Here is a 19,259-nt window from a genome sequence, read left to right as displayed (position 1 = left end):
ATCCTGCTCGGTCTTTTTGCCATTCAGCACAGCGTCATGGCGCGCGCGGGATTTAAGCGCTGGTGGACGCGGATCGTGCCGAGCGCGGTAGAGCGCAGCACTTATGTGCTCTTGTCGAGCCTCGTATTGATCCTGTTGTTCTGGCTATGGAGGCCAATGCCTGACGTAATCTGGGCGGTAACCAACCCCATTGGCGCGGGCATTCTTACGGCGTTGTTCTGGATTGGTTGGGCTATCGTGTTGCTAAGCACGTTTTTGCTGAGTCACTTCGACCTTTTCGGATTGAAACAAGTGTATTCGCATTGGAGCGGAACCGAAGCCAAGTCGCCTGATTTCAGCACGCCTCTGTTCTATAGGTTTGTTCGCCACCCGATCTACTTAGGCTTCCTGCTCGCGTTTTGGGCAACGCCAGTTATGACGGTTGGCCATTTGCTGTTTGCCGTCGCTACCATGGGCTACGTGTTCATCGGCATCCTGCTGGAGGAACGTGATCTCGTTGCCGTCCACGGTGACGCATACGTTCAATACCGCCGACGCGTCTCCATGATCCTACCGATGCCTCCTAAGAAATAAATGTCGGCTCGTGGCACTAAGCGGACTTCTACAGAGCCGCTGACGATGTCTGCTTGCAGGCGTAAAGCTGACATCTCCGACTACGATGCAGTGTCAGCAAGGGCTTCCGCTGACGTAAGCAACCTGCACCTCCGGTACGGGCGAAGGGCGAAAAAATCATTTTACTACAATTACTTATTTTTGGATTGGTGGGCCCGGGAGGGCTCGAACCTCCAACCAGACGGTTATGAGCCGCCGGCTCTAACCAATTGAGCTACGGGCCCCCACGCGAAGGATAGTCAAAATCCCTTGTGTTTCGGGATGCTATTCGCGCCTCACAATTCCGCCTCATAGCAGATTCCTGATACGCCCAACACCGAACCCATCCCACCAATTGCGGAAATCTCTCAGACAATGACCCTTTCCTCTCCCCTGAAGCTCGTCTTCCCGGCGCTAGCCCTGCTCGCCTCCTTCCTCGCCTTCGAGGCGCCGGCCGCGCTGGCCGATACGCCCGACAAACGCACCATCTCGCTGTCTGCCACCGGCGCGGTGAAGACCACGCCCGACAAGGTAGACATCACCACCGGCGTCACCGCCGAGGGCCAGAGCGCGCGCGACGCGCTCGACAAGAATACGGAAGCGATGAGCAAGGTCGTGGCCGGGCTCAAAGAAGCCGGCATCGACCCGAAGGACATCCAGACCACGAATTTCTCCGTGTCGCCAATCTACGAGCAGAAGAAGCAAGGCCAGGCCGCCTTCATCACCGGCTACCGGGTGACCAACCAGGTCCATATCACCGTGCGCGACACCAAGAAGCTCGGCGAGATCTTGGACACGGTGGTGCGGCTCGGGGCCAATCAGATCGGCTCGATCGATTTCGGGGTATCGGAGCCCGAAGAGCTGAAGGACGAGGCGCGCAAGCAGGCCATGCGCAACGCCATCGCCGATGCGAAACTCTACGCGGAAACGGCCGGCGTCGAGCTCGGGCCCGTGCTGACCATCACCGAGGAGGACGGCGGCTATATCCCGCGCTATGCCGAGGCCGCAGCGCCCATGGCCATGGACAAGGCCGTGCCGATCGAGGCGGGGACCACGACGGTGCAGGTGCGGCTCCGAGTGACTTGGGAGCTGCGCTGACGCGGGAGGCTTCGCTGACGCGCCAGGGGAGCACACCCGCATGGGCCTGACGACGTATCCGTTCGGATTGCAAAGAGAAACGCTGCGCAGGCCGTTACGGCATGCGGACGATGTCGTTGCCTTCGCCCAGCACCACGACGGTCGGCCGGTAGTTACGCGCCTTTTCGGCCGGGATCTGGCAATAGGCGACGATGATGACCTTGTCGCCCTTCTGCACCAGACGGGCCGCGGCGCCATTCACGGCGATGTCCGCGGAGCCGCGCGGCGCCTCGATGGCGTAGGTGGTGAAGCGCGCGCCGGTGTTGATGTTCAGCACGTCCACCTGCTCATGCGGCAGGATGCCGGAGGCATCCAGCAGGTCGCGGTCGATGCCAATCGACCCCTCGTAATGCATGTCCGCGCCGGTCACCGTGGCCCGGTGCAGCTTGGCCTTCAACATGGTTAGGAACACGTGATCGCCCTTGGATTCCCAGCCGGCGCCCGCAGGCGCCCCATTGTTCTCACTTGGGATATAAGACAAGGCCCGCGATGTTGCAATGCAGCACTAGGATTCCCGGGACTTTCCGCCGCGGGTGCTGGAGTGAGCGTCCTTGTGGTCCTGCTTAGGCGAGCCGGGCTTGTGATAATAATCCTGGTCGCAGCGAGCCCATTGGTTCGCCTTACCCAAAGCTGAACGCATTTCGCGGTCTTTTCCGAAAATTGGCGGCAGCGCGCTGACCAGTTTCTTCAGGCGCCTCTGATAGGCAGGAGACAAGAGCCCGGAGCTTGTCGAGCCGGGCCGCAGCCTAACAGGAGGCCTCCAGCCATGTCTCATCGGGCCCTTTCGCCTGAGACCCAGCGCGTTCTCAAGAACCACGGGGTCATTGCGTATACGCCAAGCCGCATGCCGGCGATCTTCTCGTTCCTGCTCACCGGCGCGCTGTTTACCGCGGCGCTGCTGATGAGCTTCGGCCACGCGCTCGCCAACGATCGCGATGACGGCCGGTACTACTACGACCAGTATGCGCTGCCTTACGTGAAGGCATATGCGGCGCCGGGCACCTATGGGCGCTCGGACGACGGCGAATATTGGCGCGGCTCGCGCAACACCTACTAGCGCGCCCTCGCCGACGAAGAGGCCCCGCCCCGTCCCCCCGGGAGCGGGGCTTCTTTTTGCGCGCATGCGAGCGGCCCCGCGGAATTCGCAAAAATTCGCGGCAATTTGCGAGGTCCCTCCTAAGCTCGCGGTGACAGGGCGTATGGCAAGAGAGCGGGCATAATCGTTCCGCGGCGAGATCGTCTCGCGCCACCCCGGCCGGACCCCGCGGGCGACCCAAAGGAGACGTCAAACATGCTTCGCACCCTCATTGCCGCGATCGCCATCACCTTCTTTGCCGGCAGCGCTTGGGCCGTCGACGACGCCACGAGCGAGAACGACGCCATCCAGCTCGACCAGAACACCCAGCCCTACGAGCCCGGCTCATCCATGCAGAAGGCGCCCTCCACCCTCCCCGATCCGGGTGAGGCCCGCGAGATGGAAGAGAGCGACATCATCAACAACTAGCCCTCTCGATCCCTTTCCGTTCAGCGCCCTCGGAAGCCCACGCTTCCGGGGGCGTTTTTTAGGTCCGCAAGGCCCAGAGGCGCCGCGCGGTGGGCATGCCGCGCACGTGCATCCCGAGACTCTGAAGGCGATAGCTCTGGCCCGTCCCGGCGCGATCCGCCACCGTGTCCGACACCACGATCGGCTGCCCCAGCAGCTTCGACATGTCCTGATTGCGCGCGACCTCGTTCACGGCGCGGCCGATGACGCCGAATTTCAAGCGCTCCGCCGTGCCCGCATTGCCGAACACCACGTCGCCGAAATGCACGCCGATGCCGAAATCGATCTCCGCCGCGCGGGCGCACCCGTCCGCCTTCATCGCGGCAAGGCGGCTTTGCGCGCTCACCGCCACGCGCAGCGCCGCGCCGCAGGCCGCTTCCTCCCCCACCTCATCGGCGGGGAAGAACGCCAGGATCGCGTCGCCGACAATGTCGAGCACTTGCCCACCCTGCTCGATCACCGCGCCGGCGGCACAATCGAAATAGACGTTGAGCAAGTCCAGGAACCCCTCGACGGAAAGCTGATCGGCCAGCGCGGTCGAGTTGCGCAGATCCGAGTACCACAAGGCCGCGGCCAGCCGCTCGCCGTCGCCGCGCTTGATGGTGCCCGACAGGATCCGCCCCCCGACCAGGGGCCCGTGGAAGGTGTTGAGCGCATTTCGCGTGATCTGATCCTTGATGACGACGCGCAGCGCCAGCGCGAGCGGGGCCAGGACCTGGCGCATGGCGCAGACATGATCGTCGGTGAAGCCACCCGGGTCCTTGGTGGCCCACGTGGTGCCGAGCCCGTCATGACTCTCGGGGTGCAGCGGCGCCGTGCCGAAAGCCACGATCAGCGCCAGATAATCGGTGTGCCCGCCGTCACGCAGTTGCACCAGCAGCGGATAATTGTCGACGCAAGCATCGCGATCGAGCCGGGCGCGGAACTCGGTGCGCTGGTTGGACAGCATGAAATAGAACGGGCTCAGGCGGTAGACGGAGTTGTCCGCATCGAGATTCTCGAAATAGGCGACGTCGACGCCCGCCTCGTCCGTCCAGCTGATGCTCATGCCGTCGAACAGCGGATGGAGGATGCGGAAGCCCACATGCATGCGGGCGAGCGGCACGCCGGCCGCCACCAGCCGCTCCATGGCGGTCTCCACCAGGTTCGCCACCGGCATGTCGGCGATCCCTGAGGCGATGATGTCGGAGGCGAAATCGATCGGCTCGGGGCGGGTTCGGGTGTCGATATCAGTGTCGGTCATCTCGGTGTTGGTCATGGCGGCGACTATATCAGCGCTCCGCGTGGCGTCTTTACGACCAATCCGCCACATCGCGACTAATCCGCCACATGGGCCCCGCCCGGTGCAAAACCTTCGGGAACCCCTCGTCCCCCCGCACGTTAACGATTTGCGATGGAACAATTTCGAGGACTTCCAGGCATGACCGAGCGGGAACCCTCCAAGGGTGCCAACAAGGGTGACAACCGGCGCGCCGCGATGATTACCGTGGCAACCTTCGCCGCGCTGCTGCTCGCGGTCGGGCTCGCCACCTTCAGCGACCTCCCCCAAAATACCAGCCAGCCCACCTCCGCCGCAGCCCAGCCCTCGCTCCCCTTTGGGACGAAAGTGGCGGTCGAGACCGTGGACAACGGCCGCACCGTCCTGGTCCGCGTCGACGACCGCGGGCCGTATGCGGACGAGCGCGTCATCGACGTCTCCGAGGACGCGGCCCACAAGCTCGGCATGGTCGCGGACGGCGTGACGGACGTGAACGTCGCGCCGGTGCCCACCGATTCCATCGACGACCCGGCCGAGCCCATCGAATAGGAAGAGTTTTTATGGGCGCTACCGGCCTCTGGCCTATTTGAGCGCATTTTTATTTGCGCTACCGGCCTCTGGCCTGCTTGAGCGCGATTGTTCTCTCTCCATTCGTCATGCCCGGACTTGTTCCGGGCATCCAATCGGGCGAAGCAGCCTGTTGCGGACTCCCTATTGGATTGCCGGGACAAGCCCGGCAATGACGCGGGAGGGGCGGCATGACATTGGCCATCATGGCTGGCTGTCCGGCTGCGGCCGCAGCTGCGGCCCCAAGGCATGGAGCCGGCGCGCAAGATCTTTGCGCAGACGGTCCGCTTCCGCCTCGTCGTCGATCGACACCGGCTTCGCGTCCGCCTGCTCGACCGCGCTCCGGAACAGGGCGAAAGCGCGCGCCTCGTCCGGGCGATGACCCTCGGGTCCTGCCTTCGCACAGCAAGCTGTGCTTCTGTGCTTCGGCGAGGCAGGCAAGCCCGAGGGCAGGCTCCGGAATGTGAGGGTTGCTGGATCCCGGCCTTCGCCGGGATGAGCGTCAGGTGTCGAGGCGCCAGCCTTCGGCCAGGTCTTCAGGACCAGGGATTCAGTTGTCCAGGAAGCTTCGCAGTTTCCGCGACCGTGACGGGTCCCCCCGACCAAGTCGGGGGGCTTCGGCTTCAGCCTTTAGTTGTCGAGAAAACTCCGAAGTTTCCGCGACCGGCTCGGGTGTTTCAGCTTGCGGAGCGCCTCGGCCTCGATCCGGCGCGATCACCCGCGCGCGGCGGAGGCGCTGCGGCCGCGCCCCAACAGCATGAAGATATAAAACAGCCAGACGCCGACGGCCGAGACGGCCGCTGCGACATAGGTCCATGCGGCCGCGTCCAGCACCTTATCGACGCCTTCGATCTGGTCTGGGCCGATTAGCCTCTTGCGGATCAGGAGCTCTTTCGCGCGGGCGCTGGCGTTGAACTCGACAGGCAGCGTCAGCAGCGCGAAGAAGAACGAGGCGCCAAACAGGACGACGCCGATCCAGGTCAGCGTGTTCCATTGCAGCATGAGGCCCGCGACGAACGCCCAGGGCGCGATTTGCGAGGCGAGCTGCACGATCGGAACGATATAGGTGCGCGCCTCCATGGGGAAATAGTCCTCCGCATCCTGCAGCGCGTGGCCCGTCTCATGCGCGGCGATGCCGGCTGCGGCGACGCTCGGCGTGTAATAGACCTTCTGGCTGAGGCGCAGCACCTTGTCGCGCGGGTCATAGTGATCGGAGAGCACGCCCTCGGTGGACTCGATCTTGACGTCAGCCAAGCCTTGCGCGTCGAGCAACGCCCGCGCGACTTGCGCGCCCGTGACGCCGCTTGGCGTGGGGACTTGCGAATATCTGGCGACGTTCGCCTTGATGCGCGCCTGCGCATAGAGGCCGAGCAGGAGCCCCGGGCCGACAAACAGCCAAAACAGCGGATCCTCGAACATCGCCGACTCCCCGTGGACAGGACGGCGGAGCTTACGACGAAAGCGCCCGTCGTGCCCCGCGAAAGTGGGCACACCACTCGTCATTGCCGGACTTGTTCCGGCAGTAACTACCACCGTCCGCGATCACGAAGGCCGGTGATTACTGGATCGCCCGGTCAAGCCGGGCGATGACAAAAAGGAAAAGTGACTGGATCCCGGCTTTCGCCGGGATGACCCCCCGGGTCGAGCCTGGGGGCTAAAGGCTTGCTTAATTGTCGAGGAAACTCCGAAGTTTTCGCGACCGGCTCGGGTGCTTCAGCTTGCGGAGCGCCTTGGCCTCGATCTGGCGGATGCGTTCACGGGTGACCGAGAACTGCTGGCCGACCTCTTCCAAGGTGTGGTCGGTGTTCATGCCGATGCCGAACCGCATGCGCAGCACGCGCTCCTCGCGCGGCGTGAGGGACGCCAGCACCCGCGTCGTCGTCTCGCGCAAATTGGACTGGATCGCGGCGTCGATGGGGAGCACCGCGTTCTTGTCCTCGATGAAATCGCCGAGATATGAATCCTCCTCGTCGCCGATCGGCGTCTCGAGGCTGATGGGCTCCTTGGCGATCTTGAGGACCTTGCGCACCTTCTCCAGTGGCATGGCCAATTTCTCGGCGAGCTCTTCCGGCGTCGGCTCGCGGCCGATCTCGTGAAGCATCTGGCGCGACGTGCGCACGATCGTGTTGATGGTCTCGATCATGTGCACGGGGATGCGGATGGTGCGCGCCTGGTCCGCGATCGAGCGGGTGATCGCCTGGCGGATCCACCACGTGGCGTAGGTCGAGAACTTGTAGCCGCGGCGATATTCGAACTTATCGACCGCCTTCATCAGGCCGATGTTCCCTTCCTGGATGAGGTCGAGGAACTGAAGCCCGCGGTTCGTGTATTTCTTGGCGATGGAGATCACGAGACGCAAATTGGCCTCGACCATCTCCTTCTTCGCCTGGCGCGCCTCGCGCTCGCCCTTCTGCACGATATGCACGATGCGGCGGAACTCGGAGATCTCAAGGCCCGTCTCGGCGGCAAGCTGATGGATGGCGGAGCGGAGCTCCTTCACCAGCCCGCGCTCGTCGCGGATGAAATCGGCCCAGCCCTTTTTCTTGAGGCGGCCGACGCGGCGCAGCCAGTTGGGGTCAAGCTCGTTGCCCTGATACTCGCCGAGGAAGTCCTCGCGCGCGACGCCATAGCCTTCGGCGAGGCGCAGCAGGCGGCCTTCATAACCCATCAGCTTCTTGTTGATGTCGTAGAGCGTCTCGACCAGGGACTCGATGCGGTTGGTATTGAGCTGGAGCGACTTGACCTCGGTGACGATCTCGTCCTTCAGCGCCTTGTAGCGCTTCTCCTGGGACGAGGAGAGCGTGTCGTTCTTCAGCGCGCGTTCGACCAGCTGGTCCTGAAGGCGGCGGAGCTTCTTGTAGTTGGTGGCAACGAGGTCGAAGGTCTCGAGCACTTGCGGCTTGAGCTCGGCCTCCATGGCGGCGAGCGACAGCGAGTTCTCCAGATCGTCCTCGTCGTCCTCTTCCTCTTCGCCCTCTTTCTCCTCGCCTTCCTCGGCGGGCTTTTCCTCTTCCTCCGCCGGCTCCTCGCCGGGCAGCGGCTGGGAGGGAACGACCTTGGCGTCGGGGCCTTGATAGGTGGCTTCGAGATCGATGATGTCGCGGAGCAGAATCTTGCCTTCGTTCAGCTCGTCGCGCCAGATGATGATGGCCTGGAAGGTGAGCGGGCTTTCGCACAGGCCTGCGATCATGGCCTCGCGGCCGGCCTCGATGCGCTTGGCGATGGCGATCTCGCCTTCACGCGAGAGAAGCTCGACGGTGCCCATCTCGCGCAGATACATGCGCACGGGGTCGTCGGTACGCTCGGTGGGCTCCTTGGTGGCGGTCTCGGGCTTGGCGACGGCGGCTTGCGGAACCACGGCCTTGCCTTCGCCGTCCGCGCTCTCGGCCTCTTCGGCGTCGTCTGAATCGATGACGTTGATGCCCATGTCCGACAGCATGGACATGGTGTCCTCGATCTGCTCGGAGGAGACCTCCTCGGAGGGCAGCACCTCGTTCAGCTCGTCATAGGTCACGAAGCCGCGCGCCTTCGCCGTCTTGATCAGCTTCTTGACGGCCGCGTCGGACATGTCGAGCACCGGCCCGTCCTGGGACTGGGTCTCGGGCTCTTGCTCTTCGGCTTCAGCTGTCTTGGTTGCCATTCATATTACTCCGGGCCTTCCCCTTAAGGGGCGCCGCTCTCATGGTCGGGAGAGGGGGATAAGCCTCTCTCAATATCTGTAACTGTCTGGGGCGCCCCAGCGACGGCACGTCCCAGAAGCGATTAACGGGCACACCCTTAACCGTCAATTAAGCATGGCCCCGGCGAAGCGAGAGACGCTCTGCGTTTTTCGCCCAATTCGGGGCCGAAATGCCTCCTGTTAGAACATCCAGCCTGCAATAAAGGTCTCAGACTTATCGACGCGGGGCTCGCGCGCTTCAAACGTCGGATGGCCCAACCGGCACCGGCCGCACGCGACACCGGCCCACGCGGCCCTTGAGGGCAACTGCACGCGGCACGAACGCAACGCTTTTCCGCCTTTTGCGGGGTTTTTACATGGGTGCCCGCGCTATGGGCATGACTTGGCGAGGGGGACACCCCCTGTCAAGGCCGCAAAGTCCGTGCCAGTAAGCTTTTTTCCGTTCCTTTCCGCCCGTGAAACAGCCTGTCGGAGGGGTGCAAGTTCGGGGCCGGATCGGCGGGTCCGGAAGGAGGGGCTCAGGACCCAGTTTGGGGGACTCAGTTTGGGTTGCCCCCCTCACCCGCGGGGGAGGAGAGGTCAAAAGGCGCAGCAGGCTCCCTGCGGCGGGTCGCGCCGCCGGACCGTGGCCCCGCGCTTTACCGCCCGAACAGGCCGCCAAAGAGCCCCCGCCGCTTCTGCCGCGGCGGCGTCGAGGCCGTGGGGATATCGGTCGCGGTGTGATAGCCGGGCGGATCGGACCCCCGCACCACGACCTTGGCCGATGTCACGCCGCGGGCCTCGACCAACTGAAAGAGTGTTGCCGCGTTCGGCAGCGAGAGGCGGACGCAGCCGTGAGAGGCCGGGGTGCCGAGACCGGGATGGTTGGAGCCGTGAATGGCGTGGCCGCGCGTGGTGAAGAAGATCGAGTGCGGCATGCCGGCATTGTCCCACTCCTGGGAGTAGTGCATCCGCACCATGCGGAAGGCCGTGTAGGAGCCGGCCGGCGTCGAATATTTGCTGGCGCCGGTCGACACGGGCCAGCGGTACCGCACTTGGCCGTCGACCGTCACGGTCATGGTTTGGGTCGGTTTGTCGATGTGAATGAGCACGCCGGCGCGCGCCGTCTCCGGCGCGGCGATGAAGAAACATGCCGTAAGCAGCAGCACGACCAAAAGCCGAAGGCATCCCATTCCCCGTCGCTCCCTCCTTAGGAGACCAAGCACCGCACATTGTGGACGGGCTTGTCCCCTCAGGCGGAGTCAACTCTAACCCATAGCCGAAGGTTTCACGAACCTTGCCTAATGCCGCTTCTCGGTGCGGCGGCCCTTCGACAAGGGCTCCTTCTTGAGCCGGGCCAGCATCTCCTGGAAGCGCTTGTTGGCTTCGCCCTCGCCGGCGTCGTCCGCCTCGTGATGCTGGCCGATGCTCGCCACCTCCTGCTGGAGCGTGGTGAAGCGCTCGTACTCAGCCTCGGACATTTCCGCCAGGTGATTGGCGCTCTCGGCGATCTCCCGATTGAGGGTCGGCAGCGCCCGCCAGCGGTAGAGAACGCCGGTGAACTGCGCCTCCACGTCGCCTTGCGGCGTCTCGGGCTGGAGGAAGGCCACGCGCATGAACGGGCTCTCCCAGAAGAGCCGCTCCAGCACCTTGGCATGGGGTCCGTCGCGAAGCTGGGCGATCAAACCCTCGCGCGTTATGGCGGGATCCTCGAAGATCGCTTTGGTGACGCTCGCGAGCAGCGCGGCGAGCGGTTTGTCGCGCACCTCCACGCTCGCCACTTCTTCCGCGAAATGATCGAGCAGCCAGGGATGGTTGACGAGCGCAAGGATGACGATGGTAACAAAGCCGTAAGCGGTCGGCGGCGGCATCGCCTCGCGGCGCTCGGGCTTGGCGGGCGACCTGCCGCCTTTGCTTGCCCCGCGCCCGCGCGGGGTTTGCGGGCGCCACAGCTCGAACAGCCGGTTCTTGATCTCGCGGCGGTAATGCTCGCGGACCCGCATATTGCCGATCTCGCCGAGCAAATTCTCGACTCGCGCCTCGAAGGCGGCGCGGCGCTCGGGCGTATCGAGGACCATCGCCTGCTTCTCCCGCCGCCACAGCATGTCGATCAAGGGATGGGCGTTCTTCACACATTCGGCAAAGGCGCCCGGCCCTGCGCCGCGCACGAGATCGTCCGGGTCTTGGCCTTGCGGCAGGAAGGCGAAGCGGAAGGAATGGCCTTCGCGCAAAGCGGGGAGCATGCGGTCGACGGCGCGCGCGGCCGCCCCCTCGCCCGCCTTATCGCCGTCGAAGCAGATCACGGGCTCCGGGGCAAGCTGCCAAAGCTGCTCCATCTGCCGCTCGGTGAAGGCGGTGCCGAGCGTGGCAACGACATTCTTGAAGCCCGCCTGATGGAGCGCGATCACGTCCATATAGCCTTCGACCACAATCAGCTCGCCCTTCTCGAAGGCGGACGGACGGGCGCGGGCGAAGTTGTAGACCATCGAGCCTTTGTCGAAGAGGCGCGTCTCCGGCGAGTTTAGATATTTGGGCTGGGCGTCCGGCTCGAGAGCGCGGGCGCCGAAAGCGATCACGCGCGACTTCAGGTCGAGAATGGGAATGGCAAGCCGGTTGCGGAAGCGGTCGTAAGTGGGGCGTCCATCGTCCGGCTTGATTACGAGGCCTGCGTCCAGCAGCTGCGGCTCGGTGAAGCCACGTTCCAGCAGCGCGGCCTTGAGCCTGTCGCGGCCGCCCGGCGCGTAGCCGATGCGGAACTCACTGATGGTGTCGCGGGAGATGCCGCGGCCTTCCGCGTAGGCAAGCGCCTCGCGGCCGGCTTCCGACCGCAGAGCCTGGTCGAACAGCTTGGCGGCGGCTTCGAGCGCATCCATCAGCCCAAGCCGCTCCTTCACGGTGCGCTCATATTGGGGATCGGGGGCGGGCATGGGCACGCCCGCCTCGCCCGCCAACCGCTCCACGGCTTCCGGGAAGCTCAAGCCTTCCGTCTCCATGACGAAGGTGAAGATGTCGCCGTGCTTTGAGGAGGAGAAGCAGTGATAGAAGCCCTTCTGGTCGTTTACGGTGAAGGATGGCGTCTTCTCGCGGTTGAAGGGCGACAGGCCCTTCCACTCGCGCCCCGCCCGCTTGAGCTGCACGCGGCGCGAGACGACCTGGCTAACGGGGAGCCGGGCGCGGATCTCATCGAGGAACGAATCGGAGAACTTCATTTCAGCGACAGTGGGCCTTCAGGGTGGATGGCGCGAACCCGATTTCCGCGCTCATACCCATTATCCACCGAATGCGAACAAATTAGGAACTATGCGACGCACGCAGCCTTGTAATTCGCGGATGGCCGGGGCTGGAATTCGCGGATGGCCGGGGCTGGCCCGGCCATGACATAAGCGTGTAGGCTGAAAGCCGATGTTGGAGACAGTAGAGACGTTGAGATGGTGATCCTTCTCGTCATTGCGCTGGCGATCTTCGCCATCATCGCAATCGTGGTGTGGTGGCTGCTCGATATCGATCTCTCCGACATCGTCGCCTCCAGCGTCACCCCCATTGTCGGCATCTGCCTCATCTATTGGTACGGCACGCCGCTCGCCTGGGCCGGCGGGCTGTTGCTGCTCGCCATTGGCGCCTTCTCGCTCTATTTCCTGGTGAAGCGCCGCGCCGGGCCGCCGCTCTAAGCGCATAAGAAAAGCCGGGCAGCGCTTTAGCACCACCCGGCTCTCCAATCGTCGCGCACGTATGGACCTAACGGGTAATGCCCGTGCAGGTGCCGAACTGGGTGAAGCTCTTGCCGATCTGGGAGACCGATCCCGAATAGGCGCCGGTGGTCTTGTCCACGACCGCGGTCCAGGTCTGAAGGGCTCTGCGGCCATGAAGGATGAGAACCTTCTCGTCCTCGTAAACGTCGCCGGAATGCAACAGCCCCTCTCCGCCGAACAGGCCCGAGAACAGGTTCTTCTCCTTAACGTTGAGCTCGACGGCGGCCGGGAGATTGTTATCCTTGGCCGAAACCTTCTGGCAGCCGGCAGGCGTGCACGCATAGACCTCGGCGAGCTGGCAAGCGATGCCCGGCGCCGCCGGAGCCCCGGTCGGCACAAGGCAAAGAGCCGCAAGGAACGCCCACGGCGTAACCTTCGAAAGTCGCATCACATACTCCTATGATGTTTGGAGATCTCGATAGCGGGGCCCCCATGCTGCCCCGCACGCCGCCAAGCCACAAGGAAAATGCTCCAAGGACAAAGAGAAGCCGGGCGGCGCTTTCCGCACCGCCCGGCTTGGCCTCCTCGTGCAGCAAAGGCTGCTAGTAGACGATATTGCGGGCCGACTTGGTCCGGAGCTCGCCGCGATTGAGCACGGTCAGCATGGACGCGTTGGGACCGCAGGTGAGCATCACGCGCTCATCCTTGACGACGTCGAGATTGAAGATCTCGCCGGGATGCAGCGCCACGCGCACGCGCGTCGAAGCCTCGCCCCCGCCATTGGGCGACGTATCGAACACGACCGCGCTCACCGAGCATTTGCCGTTCTGGGGCTCGTAGTAAGCGATCATGCGCGAGGTGCCGACCGTCGCCAGGATCGGCTCGTTCGGGCCGACGGGACCGAGATTGGCGCGCGCGTCATCGGCGTGTGCAGTTTGTGTGACGGCGAGCGCGCTCAACGCGACCGCCGCAGCGATGGAAAGAAGTTTCAGGGTTCGCAGCAACATCGGTAGGCCTCCAATTTGACGATCATCAGCACGAATCGCTTCGTGCTGCACTGCAACGAACATAGTGTTGCAACGCGACAAATCTATGTTGCGGCGCAACGACAAACTGCCGCGTGTCCGGCTGCCGCACGTGTTCTCCGAAGAGTCGATTGGATTTGTTGATCGTGCACGGATGATGTGCGCTGTGCACACAAGATGTGCAGCAAGCGAGGCCGTTAACCGAGCTTCGCTTTGACGGCGCCGCTCGCTTTGCCGAAATCCATCTGTCCGGCGTAACGGCTTTTGAGCGCGGCCATGACCTTGCCCATGTCGCGCACGCTTTCCGCACCCGTCTCGGCGATCGCGTCGTCGATCGCTTTCGTCATGTCCGCGTCGGAGAGTTGCTTGGGAAGAAACTCGCGGATGATCGCGACCTCCTCGCCTTCCTGCTGGGCGAGCTCGGCGCGGCCGGCGTCGGCATAGATCTTCTGCGACTCCTCGCGCTGCTTGATCATCTTGGCGAGAAGCTCGAGCAGCTCAGCGTCGGTGGCTTGGCCGCTGCCCGACGTGCGCGCGGCGATGTCGCGGTCCTTGATGGCGGCAGCGACCAGCCGCAGCGTGGAGACACGGCGCGCATCACGCGCCTTGGTCGCAGCTTGCAAGGCGGCGTTGATGGTCTCGCGCATGGACTGTCTTATTGGGTGTTCAGGAAGGAAGCTCCCAACCTAATCGACGCCGCGATCCAGCGCAAGCGAATTTGCGAGCTTAAGGCGTTGTTTTAACAGGAAAATATTTGCTCTTGCGGATTGACCGCGTCACAGAGCTGACGTAAATAGCGCGACCAGAGGATGCGCGTCGCCTTGCGCGCAGGCCCTCGGATCCGACCGAACAGAGCGGGCCTTGGCCGCATAAAGCACGGCCGCCCATCGTTTGCCGATGACCGACGAACCCGACACTCCGGCCACGGAGGCCACTGCTTCGCGCGCGGGGACCATGCCGCCTTGGGCCGACGAGGCGCCGACGGCGCTGCTCGTGCTGGCCGACGGCACGGTGATCGAAGGCCAGGGCGCGGGCGCCACGGGCGTCGCCGTCGGTGAGGTCTGCTTCAACACGGCGATGACCGGCTATCAGGAGATCCTGACCGACCCGTCCTACACGGGGCAGATCATCACCTTCACCTTCCCGCATGTCGGCAATGTCGGCACGAATATCGAGGACATCGAGACATCGAACCTCGCCGCCTCGTCCGGCGTGCGCGGCTGCGTCCTGCGCGCTCCCATCACCGCGCCGTCGAACTGGCGCGCGGGCCAAGACTTCGACGCCTGGCTGAAGGCTCGCGGCATCATCGCCATCACCGGCGTGGATACCCGAGCGCTCACCGCCTTAATCCGCGACAAAGGCATGCCGCAGGCGGCGATCGCGCATGCCGCCGAAGGTAAATTCGACGTCGATGCGTTGAAGCGCGAGGCTGCCGGCTGGTCGGGCATGGTCGGGCTCGACCTCGCCAAGGACGTGACTTGCGGACAAAGCTACACTTGGGACGAGACGGCCTGGGAATGGGGCAAGGGCTACGGCCGCCAAGAGAGCCCGCGCTTCCACGTGGTTGCCATAGACTTCGGGCTGAAGCGCAACATCCTGCGCGAGCTGGCGCAAGCCGGCTGCAAGGTGACGGTGGTGCCGGCAACCACTTCGGCGCAAGAAATCCTGGAGCGTAACCCCGACGGCGTGTTCGTCTCCAACGGACCGGGCGATCCGGCGGCGACCGGCGAATACGCGGTGCCGGAGATCAAGAAGCTCGTGGAGTCCGGCGTGCCGACCTTCGGCATTTGTCTCGGACATCAGATGCTCGGCCTCGCGCTCGGCGGCACAACGAGCAAGATGCATCAAGGCCATCACGGCGCGAACCATCCGGTGAAGGACTTCACGACGCACAAGGTGGAGATCACCTCGATGAATCACGGCTTCGCCGTGGAGCGGGAAAGCCTGCCCGAGACGGTGGAGGAGACGCACGTCTCGCTGTTCGACGGCTCCAATGCCGGGCTGAAGCTCAAGGACAAGCCGGTGTTCTCGGTGCAGTACCACCCGGAAGCCTCGCCCGGCCCGCAGGACAGCCACTATCTCTTCACACGCTTCGTGGCGCTGATGGAAGAAGCCAAGAAGGAGAAGGCTTAGCGCCAGGCTTTGCCGACGGCGTCGGCCATGGTGGCGCCGCGCTGGCCGAGCGGCTTCTCCGGCGTTGTGGTGGTGTCTTCCGCGGTCTGATGCTCGAGCTCCGCATTGAGCTCGCCACCGACCAGAATGACGATCACGCTCATCCAAAGCCACATCATCAGGCCGATGGCTGCGCCGAGAGAGCCATAGGTCGCATCGTAATTGGCGAAGTTCGACAGATACCAGGAAAACAGCGCGGACCCTAAGAGCCAGGCGACCGTGGCGAACACGGCGCCCACGCTGAGCCAGCGCCAGCGCGCCCTCGCGCGGCTCGGTCCGTAGCGATAGAGCACCGAAAGCGCGACCAGCACGACCAACAATAGCGCCGGCCAGCGGAGCCATGACAAGATTAGGCCCATTTGCGTATCGAGGCCGACCCAGGCGAGCACCAGCGGCAGCACCACGATGGCGGAAAGCGCGAGAAGAACGCAGACAAGCGCACCGAGGGTGAAGGCGAAGGCGACGAGAGTGAGATGCACGAAGCCGCGCTTCTCCCGCTCGTCGTAGACGACGTTGAGGGAGTCGATGATCGCCTTCATGCCGGCATTGGCGCTCCACAACGCAAGACCAAGACCGAAGAGAAAGCCGAAGCTGAGCGAACTGTTGCTCGTCTCGGCGAGGCGGGTTACCTGCTCGCGCACGATATCGATGCCGGACGCGGGCATGACGCCGGACAGCAGCGAGAGCTGCTGATTGATCGTGACCGGATCGCTGTACAGGCCGTAGAGGGAGACAAGCGCGGTCACGGCTGGAAACAGCGCGAGCAACATATAGAAGACAGCGCCCGCGGCAACGGCGAGCAGCCGGTCCTCGCTGATCTGCGTGAAGACGCGATAGCCGACATCCATCCACCCCTTGGCCGGAATCTTGTGGGGCCCTGTCGCGCGCCGGCCGCGGCCCCGGTCGTGAGAGCGGGCATGCTGAACTTGCTCCGGCTCCTGCGAGGGCCGCGTCTCCATGGCGCCCGAACCTGTGTCCGGGGACTCTTCGGGGGCCTCCGCAGGCATGGGAGTTTCCTCCGGTGCATCCGCCGAATCGGCCGGCAGGTCCGTGCCCTTGTCTCGGCCCTTGTCGCGCGGCTTCTTCGGCTGCGGAAGGACGTAGCGGTCGAGCGCATAGGCCCCGCCGATTGCGCCGGAGGCAATCAACAGGTCGAGCCAAAGAGGCGTGTTTGCGCGGGGTTGGGATGCCATGGGGTCAAGATTACATGCGGGGTTTGAAAGGAAACTCACCAGGCGCCGCAAAGTTGCGAAAATATGCCGGTTTTCCGGCCTGGACCGGACGTGCTTCGCTTCCCTCACCGCGGAATCTGGTCTAAGACCTCCGCGGCCCCCGCCTTTCCCGTCCACAAAGCCGGGGCCAGAGTCCTAAATGCCCAAACGCGAAGACATAAAGTCCATCCTGATCATCGGGGCCGGACCGATCGTGATCGGCCAGGCCTGCGAGTTCGACTATTCCGGCACCCAAGCCTGCAAGGCCCTGAAGGAAGAGGGCTACCGGATCGTGCTGGTGAACTCGAACCAGGCCACGATCATGACGGACCCGGAGTTGGCCGACGCCACCTATATCGAGCCAATCACGCCGGAAGTGGTCGCCAAGATCATCGAGAAGGAACGGCCCGACGCGGTACTGCCCACCATGGGCGGGCAGACGGCGCTCAATACCGCGCTCAGCCTGGACCGCGCGGGCGTGTTGAAAGAGTTCGGCGTCGAGATGATCGGCGCACGCGCAGAGGTCATCGACAAGGCGGAAGACCGCGAATTGTTCCGCGAGGCGATGGAGAAGATCGGGTTGGAGACGCCGCGCTCACGGCTCGCCGACGCCGCCTCCCTGAAGCGCGCCGACCGCGAAACCTACAAGACCGAGATCGCGCGTATCGAGGCGGAGCACCCGGACGTGGAAGACCGCGCCAAGGCCCTGCTCGCCTTCGAGGTGGATTGGGCGCGGCACGAAAGCGACCGGCGCAGACGCTATGTGGAGAAGGGACTGATCGAAGCGCTCGAAGCGCTGCAGGACATCGGCTTGCCCGCGATCATCCGCCCGTCCTTTACGCTCGGCGGCACCGGCGGCGGCATCGCTTACAACCGCGAGGAGTTTCTGGAAATCATCGAGCGGGGACTCGACGCCTCACCTACCTGCGAGGTGCTGATCGAGGAATCGGTGATCGGCTGGAAGGAATATGAGATGGAGGTCGTCCGCGACAAGGACGACAACTGCATCATCATCTGCTCCATCGAGAATATCGACCCGATGGGCGTGCATACCGGCGACTCGATTACCGTGGCGCCGGCGCTGACGCTGACCGACAAAGAATATCAGATCATGCGCAACGCCTCGATCGCGGTGCTGCGCGAGATCGGCGTGGAGACCGGCGGCTCAAACGTGCAGTTCGCGGTCAACCCGGACGACGGACGGCTCATCATTATCGAGATGAACCCGCGCGTATCGCGCTCCTCGGCGCTTGCTTCCAAGGCGACCGGCTTCCCCATCGCCAAGATCGCCGCCAAGCTCGCCGTCGGCTACACGCTGGACGAGCTTTCCAACGACATTACCGGGGGCGTGACGCCCGCGAGCTTCGAGCCGACCATCGATTATGTGGTGACCAAGATCCCGCGTTTCGCTTTCGAGAAGTTCGCAGGGAGCGCCCCGACCTTGACCACGTCGATGAAATCGGTGGGCGAGGCCATGGGCATCGGCCGCACCTTCCAAGAGTCGCTGCAAAAGGCGCTCCGCTCCATGGAGACGGGGCTGGCGGGTCTCGATGACTTCCAGTTCGTTGGGCTCGGCCAAGGCGACGACAAGAACGTGATCCGCGAGGCGCTCGGCACGCCCTCGCCGGACCGGCTGCTGAAAGTCGCGCAAGCCTTGCGGCTCGGCTTCAGCCACGAGCAGATCTACGACAGCTGCCGTATTGATCCGTGGTTCATCCGCCAGATCCAGGACATCATCGACGCGGAGCTGCGCGTGCAGCAGCACGGCCTGCCGACGACGGCCTCACAATTCCGGGCACTGAAGCGACAAGGCTTCTCGGACGAGCGGCTGGCGACTTTGGCCAAGTTCGAACCGGCCGAGGTCGCAAAGCGGCGGAGCGATCTCGACGTGCACCCGGTCTTCAAGCGCATCGACACGTGCGCGGCCGAGTTCGCCTCGCCCACCGCGTATATGTATTCCACCTACGAGACAGGCTTTCCCGGCGGCGAAGCTTGCGAGGCGCGGCCCTCGGGCGCGGACAAGATCATTATTCTCGGCGGCGGCCCGAACCGCATCGGCCAAGGCATCGAGTTCGACTATTGCTGCTGTCACGCGGCGTTCTCGCTGTCGGCCGCGGGCTTCGAGACCATCATGATCAATTGCAATCCCGAAACCGTTTCCACCGACTACGACACGTCCGACCGGCTGTATTTCGAACCAGTGACACTCGAAGACGTGCTCGAGATCGTCGCCCGGGAAAAACCACTCGGTGTCATCGTGCAATTCGGAGGCCAGACGCCTCTCAAGCTCGCGCTGGCCCTGGAAGCAAACGGGGTTCCTGTGATCGGAACGTCGCCGGAGTCGATCGACATGGCCGAAGACAGGGAGCGGTTTCAGAAGCTGTTGCACAAGCTCGGCCTGCGCCAGC

Annotated in this window: 18 protein-coding genes and 1 tRNA gene; 8 read left to right on the top strand and 11 right to left on the bottom strand. The window is 63.9% G+C overall.

Annotated features, from left to right (window positions below):
• On the top strand, positions 1–573 hold a 573-nt coding region (gene mddA, locus ACSLE4_RS12595; protein ID WP_435904786.1), incomplete at its 5' end, for a methanethiol S-methyltransferase.
• A 186-nt stretch (positions 574–759) separates the two neighbouring features.
• On the opposite strand, the gene ACSLE4_RS12590 is transcribed toward mddA, so the two are convergent.
• Positions 760–836, bottom strand: a tRNA-Ile gene (locus ACSLE4_RS12590).
• 130 nt (positions 837–966) lie between these two features.
• Here ACSLE4_RS12590 and ACSLE4_RS12585 point away from each other — a divergent pair.
• Complete coding sequence (locus tag ACSLE4_RS12585; protein WP_435904785.1) at positions 967–1,689, top strand: SIMPL domain-containing protein; 723 nt, start codon at positions 967–969, stop codon at positions 1,687–1,689.
• Between the two features lie 94 nt (positions 1,690–1,783).
• On the opposite strand, the gene panD is transcribed toward ACSLE4_RS12585, so the two are convergent.
• Positions 1,784–2,140 carry an aspartate 1-decarboxylase gene (gene panD / locus ACSLE4_RS12580; protein ID WP_435904784.1) on the bottom strand — a complete coding sequence of 119 codons (357 nt, stop codon included), beginning with the start codon at positions 2,138–2,140 and terminating at the stop codon, positions 1,784–1,786.
• A 354-nt stretch (positions 2,141–2,494) separates the two neighbouring features.
• On the opposite strand from panD, the gene ACSLE4_RS12575 reads away from it, so the two are divergent.
• Both ACSLE4_RS12575 and ACSLE4_RS12570 read left to right on the top strand, forming a co-directional pair.
• A complete protein-coding gene (locus tag ACSLE4_RS12575; protein WP_435904783.1) occupies positions 2,495–2,785 on the top strand; it encodes a hypothetical protein in 291 nt (96 codons plus the stop codon).
• A 234-nt stretch (positions 2,786–3,019) separates the two neighbouring features.
• The gene (locus ACSLE4_RS12570; protein WP_435904782.1) at positions 3,020–3,232 is read left to right on the top strand and encodes a hypothetical protein; all 213 of its coding nucleotides are present in this window, start codon (positions 3,020–3,022) and stop codon (positions 3,230–3,232) included.
• A gap of 58 nt (positions 3,233–3,290) precedes the next feature.
• On the opposite strand, the gene ACSLE4_RS12565 is transcribed toward ACSLE4_RS12570, so the two are convergent.
• A complete protein-coding gene (locus tag ACSLE4_RS12565) occupies positions 3,291–4,529 on the bottom strand; it encodes an adenylate/guanylate cyclase domain-containing protein (RefSeq protein ID WP_435904781.1) in 1,239 nt (412 codons plus the stop codon).
• Positions 4,530–4,691: 162 nt separating this feature from the next.
• Between ACSLE4_RS12565 and ACSLE4_RS12560 the strand changes: the two genes are divergently transcribed.
• Complete coding sequence (locus ACSLE4_RS12560) at positions 4,692–5,078, top strand: septal ring lytic transglycosylase RlpA family protein (RefSeq protein WP_435904780.1); 387 nt, start codon at positions 4,692–4,694, stop codon at positions 5,076–5,078.
• A 732-nt stretch (positions 5,079–5,810) separates the two neighbouring features.
• Here the strand turns inward: ACSLE4_RS12560 and ACSLE4_RS12555 are convergent.
• The 4 genes from ACSLE4_RS12555 to dnaG form a co-directional block, all read right to left on the bottom strand.
• Entirely contained in the window at positions 5,811–6,515 is a 705-nt protein-coding gene (locus ACSLE4_RS12555) for a zinc metallopeptidase (RefSeq protein WP_435904779.1), read from the bottom strand.
• Between the two features lie 247 nt (positions 6,516–6,762).
• On the bottom strand, positions 6,763–8,736 hold the full coding sequence (gene rpoD / locus ACSLE4_RS12550) for an RNA polymerase sigma factor RpoD (protein ID WP_435904778.1): 1,974 nt from the start codon (positions 8,734–8,736) through the stop codon (positions 6,763–6,765).
• Between the two features lie 677 nt (positions 8,737–9,413).
• Positions 9,414–9,947 carry a L,D-transpeptidase gene (locus ACSLE4_RS12545; protein WP_435904777.1) on the bottom strand — a complete coding sequence of 178 codons (534 nt, stop codon included), beginning with the start codon at positions 9,945–9,947 and terminating at the stop codon, positions 9,414–9,416.
• Positions 9,948–10,055: 108 nt separating this feature from the next.
• Positions 10,056–11,963 (bottom strand): DNA primase, encoded by a 1,908-nt coding sequence (gene dnaG / locus ACSLE4_RS12540; RefSeq protein ID WP_435904776.1) that lies wholly within the window; start codon positions 11,961–11,963, stop codon positions 10,056–10,058.
• 219 nt (positions 11,964–12,182) lie between these two features.
• On the opposite strand from dnaG, the gene ACSLE4_RS12535 reads away from it, so the two are divergent.
• The gene (locus ACSLE4_RS12535; RefSeq protein WP_435904775.1) at positions 12,183–12,422 is read left to right on the top strand and encodes a hypothetical protein; all 240 of its coding nucleotides are present in this window, start codon (positions 12,183–12,185) and stop codon (positions 12,420–12,422) included.
• A gap of 67 nt (positions 12,423–12,489) precedes the next feature.
• Here the strand turns inward: ACSLE4_RS12535 and ACSLE4_RS12530 are convergent, their stop codons facing one another.
• The 3 genes from ACSLE4_RS12530 to ACSLE4_RS12520 all read right to left on the bottom strand — a co-directional run bounded on the left by ACSLE4_RS12530 (position 12,490) and on the right by ACSLE4_RS12520 (position 14,115).
• Positions 12,490–12,891, bottom strand: coding sequence for a hypothetical protein (locus tag ACSLE4_RS12530; protein WP_435904774.1), 402 nt, complete (start codon positions 12,889–12,891; stop codon positions 12,490–12,492).
• A 154-nt stretch (positions 12,892–13,045) separates the two neighbouring features.
• On the bottom strand, positions 13,046–13,450 hold the full coding sequence (locus ACSLE4_RS12525) for a hypothetical protein (protein WP_435904773.1): 405 nt from the start codon (positions 13,448–13,450) through the stop codon (positions 13,046–13,048).
• A gap of 215 nt (positions 13,451–13,665) precedes the next feature.
• A complete protein-coding gene (locus ACSLE4_RS12520) occupies positions 13,666–14,115 on the bottom strand; it encodes a GatB/YqeY domain-containing protein (RefSeq protein WP_435904772.1) in 450 nt (149 codons plus the stop codon).
• 307 nt (positions 14,116–14,422) lie between these two features.
• On the opposite strand from ACSLE4_RS12520, the gene carA reads away from it, so the two are divergent.
• On the top strand, positions 14,423–15,601 hold the full coding sequence (gene carA, locus ACSLE4_RS12515; protein ID WP_435904787.1) for a glutamine-hydrolyzing carbamoyl-phosphate synthase small subunit: 1,179 nt from the start codon (positions 14,423–14,425) through the stop codon (positions 15,599–15,601).
• Here the strand turns inward: carA and ACSLE4_RS12510 are convergent.
• A complete protein-coding gene (locus ACSLE4_RS12510) occupies positions 15,598–16,833 on the bottom strand; it encodes a YihY/virulence factor BrkB family protein (protein ID WP_435904771.1) in 1,236 nt (411 codons plus the stop codon). The genes carA and ACSLE4_RS12510 overlap by 4 nt on opposite strands.
• A 178-nt stretch (positions 16,834–17,011) precedes the next feature.
• On the opposite strand from ACSLE4_RS12510, the gene carB reads away from it, so the two are divergent.
• On the top strand, positions 17,012–19,259 hold a 2,248-nt coding region (gene carB / locus ACSLE4_RS12505; RefSeq protein WP_435904770.1), incomplete at its 3' end, for a carbamoyl-phosphate synthase large subunit.

It is taken from the genome of Methyloceanibacter sp. (genome assembly GCF_051306395.1).
GTDB lineage: Bacteria > Pseudomonadota > Alphaproteobacteria > Rhizobiales > Methyloligellaceae > Methyloceanibacter.
This window is presented reverse-complemented; position numbering and strand designations above follow the sequence as displayed.

Bases quoted from the DNA above. Each gene is read 5' to 3' on its own strand.
- ACSLE4_RS12585 (WP_435904785.1), top strand. From the start codon at position 967: ATGACCCTTTCCTCTCCCCTGAAGCTCGTCTTCCCGGCGCTAGCCCTG.
- ACSLE4_RS12575 (WP_435904783.1), top strand. From the start codon at position 2,495: ATGTCTCATCGGGCCCTTTCGCCTGAGACCCAGCGCGTTCTCAAGAAC.
- ACSLE4_RS12570 (WP_435904782.1), top strand. From the start codon at position 3,020: ATGCTTCGCACCCTCATTGCCGCGATCGCCATCACCTTCTTTGCCGGC.
- ACSLE4_RS12565 (WP_435904781.1), bottom strand. From the start codon at position 4,529: ATGACCAACACCGAGATGACCGACACTGATATCGACACCCGAACCCGC.
- ACSLE4_RS12560 (WP_435904780.1), top strand. From the start codon at position 4,692: ATGACCGAGCGGGAACCCTCCAAGGGTGCCAACAAGGGTGACAACCGG.
- ACSLE4_RS12555 (WP_435904779.1), bottom strand. From the start codon at position 6,515: ATGTTCGAGGATCCGCTGTTTTGGCTGTTTGTCGGCCCGGGGCTCCTG.
- rpoD (WP_435904778.1), bottom strand. From the start codon at position 8,736: ATGGCAACCAAGACAGCTGAAGCCGAAGAGCAAGAGCCCGAGACCCAG.
- ACSLE4_RS12545 (WP_435904777.1), bottom strand. From the start codon at position 9,947: ATGGGATGCCTTCGGCTTTTGGTCGTGCTGCTGCTTACGGCATGTTTC.
- dnaG (WP_435904776.1), bottom strand. From the start codon at position 11,963: ATGAAGTTCTCCGATTCGTTCCTCGATGAGATCCGCGCCCGGCTCCCC.
- ACSLE4_RS12535 (WP_435904775.1), top strand. From the start codon at position 12,183: ATGGTGATCCTTCTCGTCATTGCGCTGGCGATCTTCGCCATCATCGCA.
- ACSLE4_RS12530 (WP_435904774.1), bottom strand. From the start codon at position 12,891: ATGCGACTTTCGAAGGTTACGCCGTGGGCGTTCCTTGCGGCTCTTTGC.
- ACSLE4_RS12525 (WP_435904773.1), bottom strand. From the start codon at position 13,450: ATGTTGCTGCGAACCCTGAAACTTCTTTCCATCGCTGCGGCGGTCGCG.
- ACSLE4_RS12520 (WP_435904772.1), bottom strand. From the start codon at position 14,115: ATGCGCGAGACCATCAACGCCGCCTTGCAAGCTGCGACCAAGGCGCGT.
- carA (WP_435904787.1), top strand. From the start codon at position 14,423: ATGCCGCCTTGGGCCGACGAGGCGCCGACGGCGCTGCTCGTGCTGGCC.
- ACSLE4_RS12510 (WP_435904771.1), bottom strand. From the start codon at position 16,833: ATGGCATCCCAACCCCGCGCAAACACGCCTCTTTGGCTCGACCTGTTG.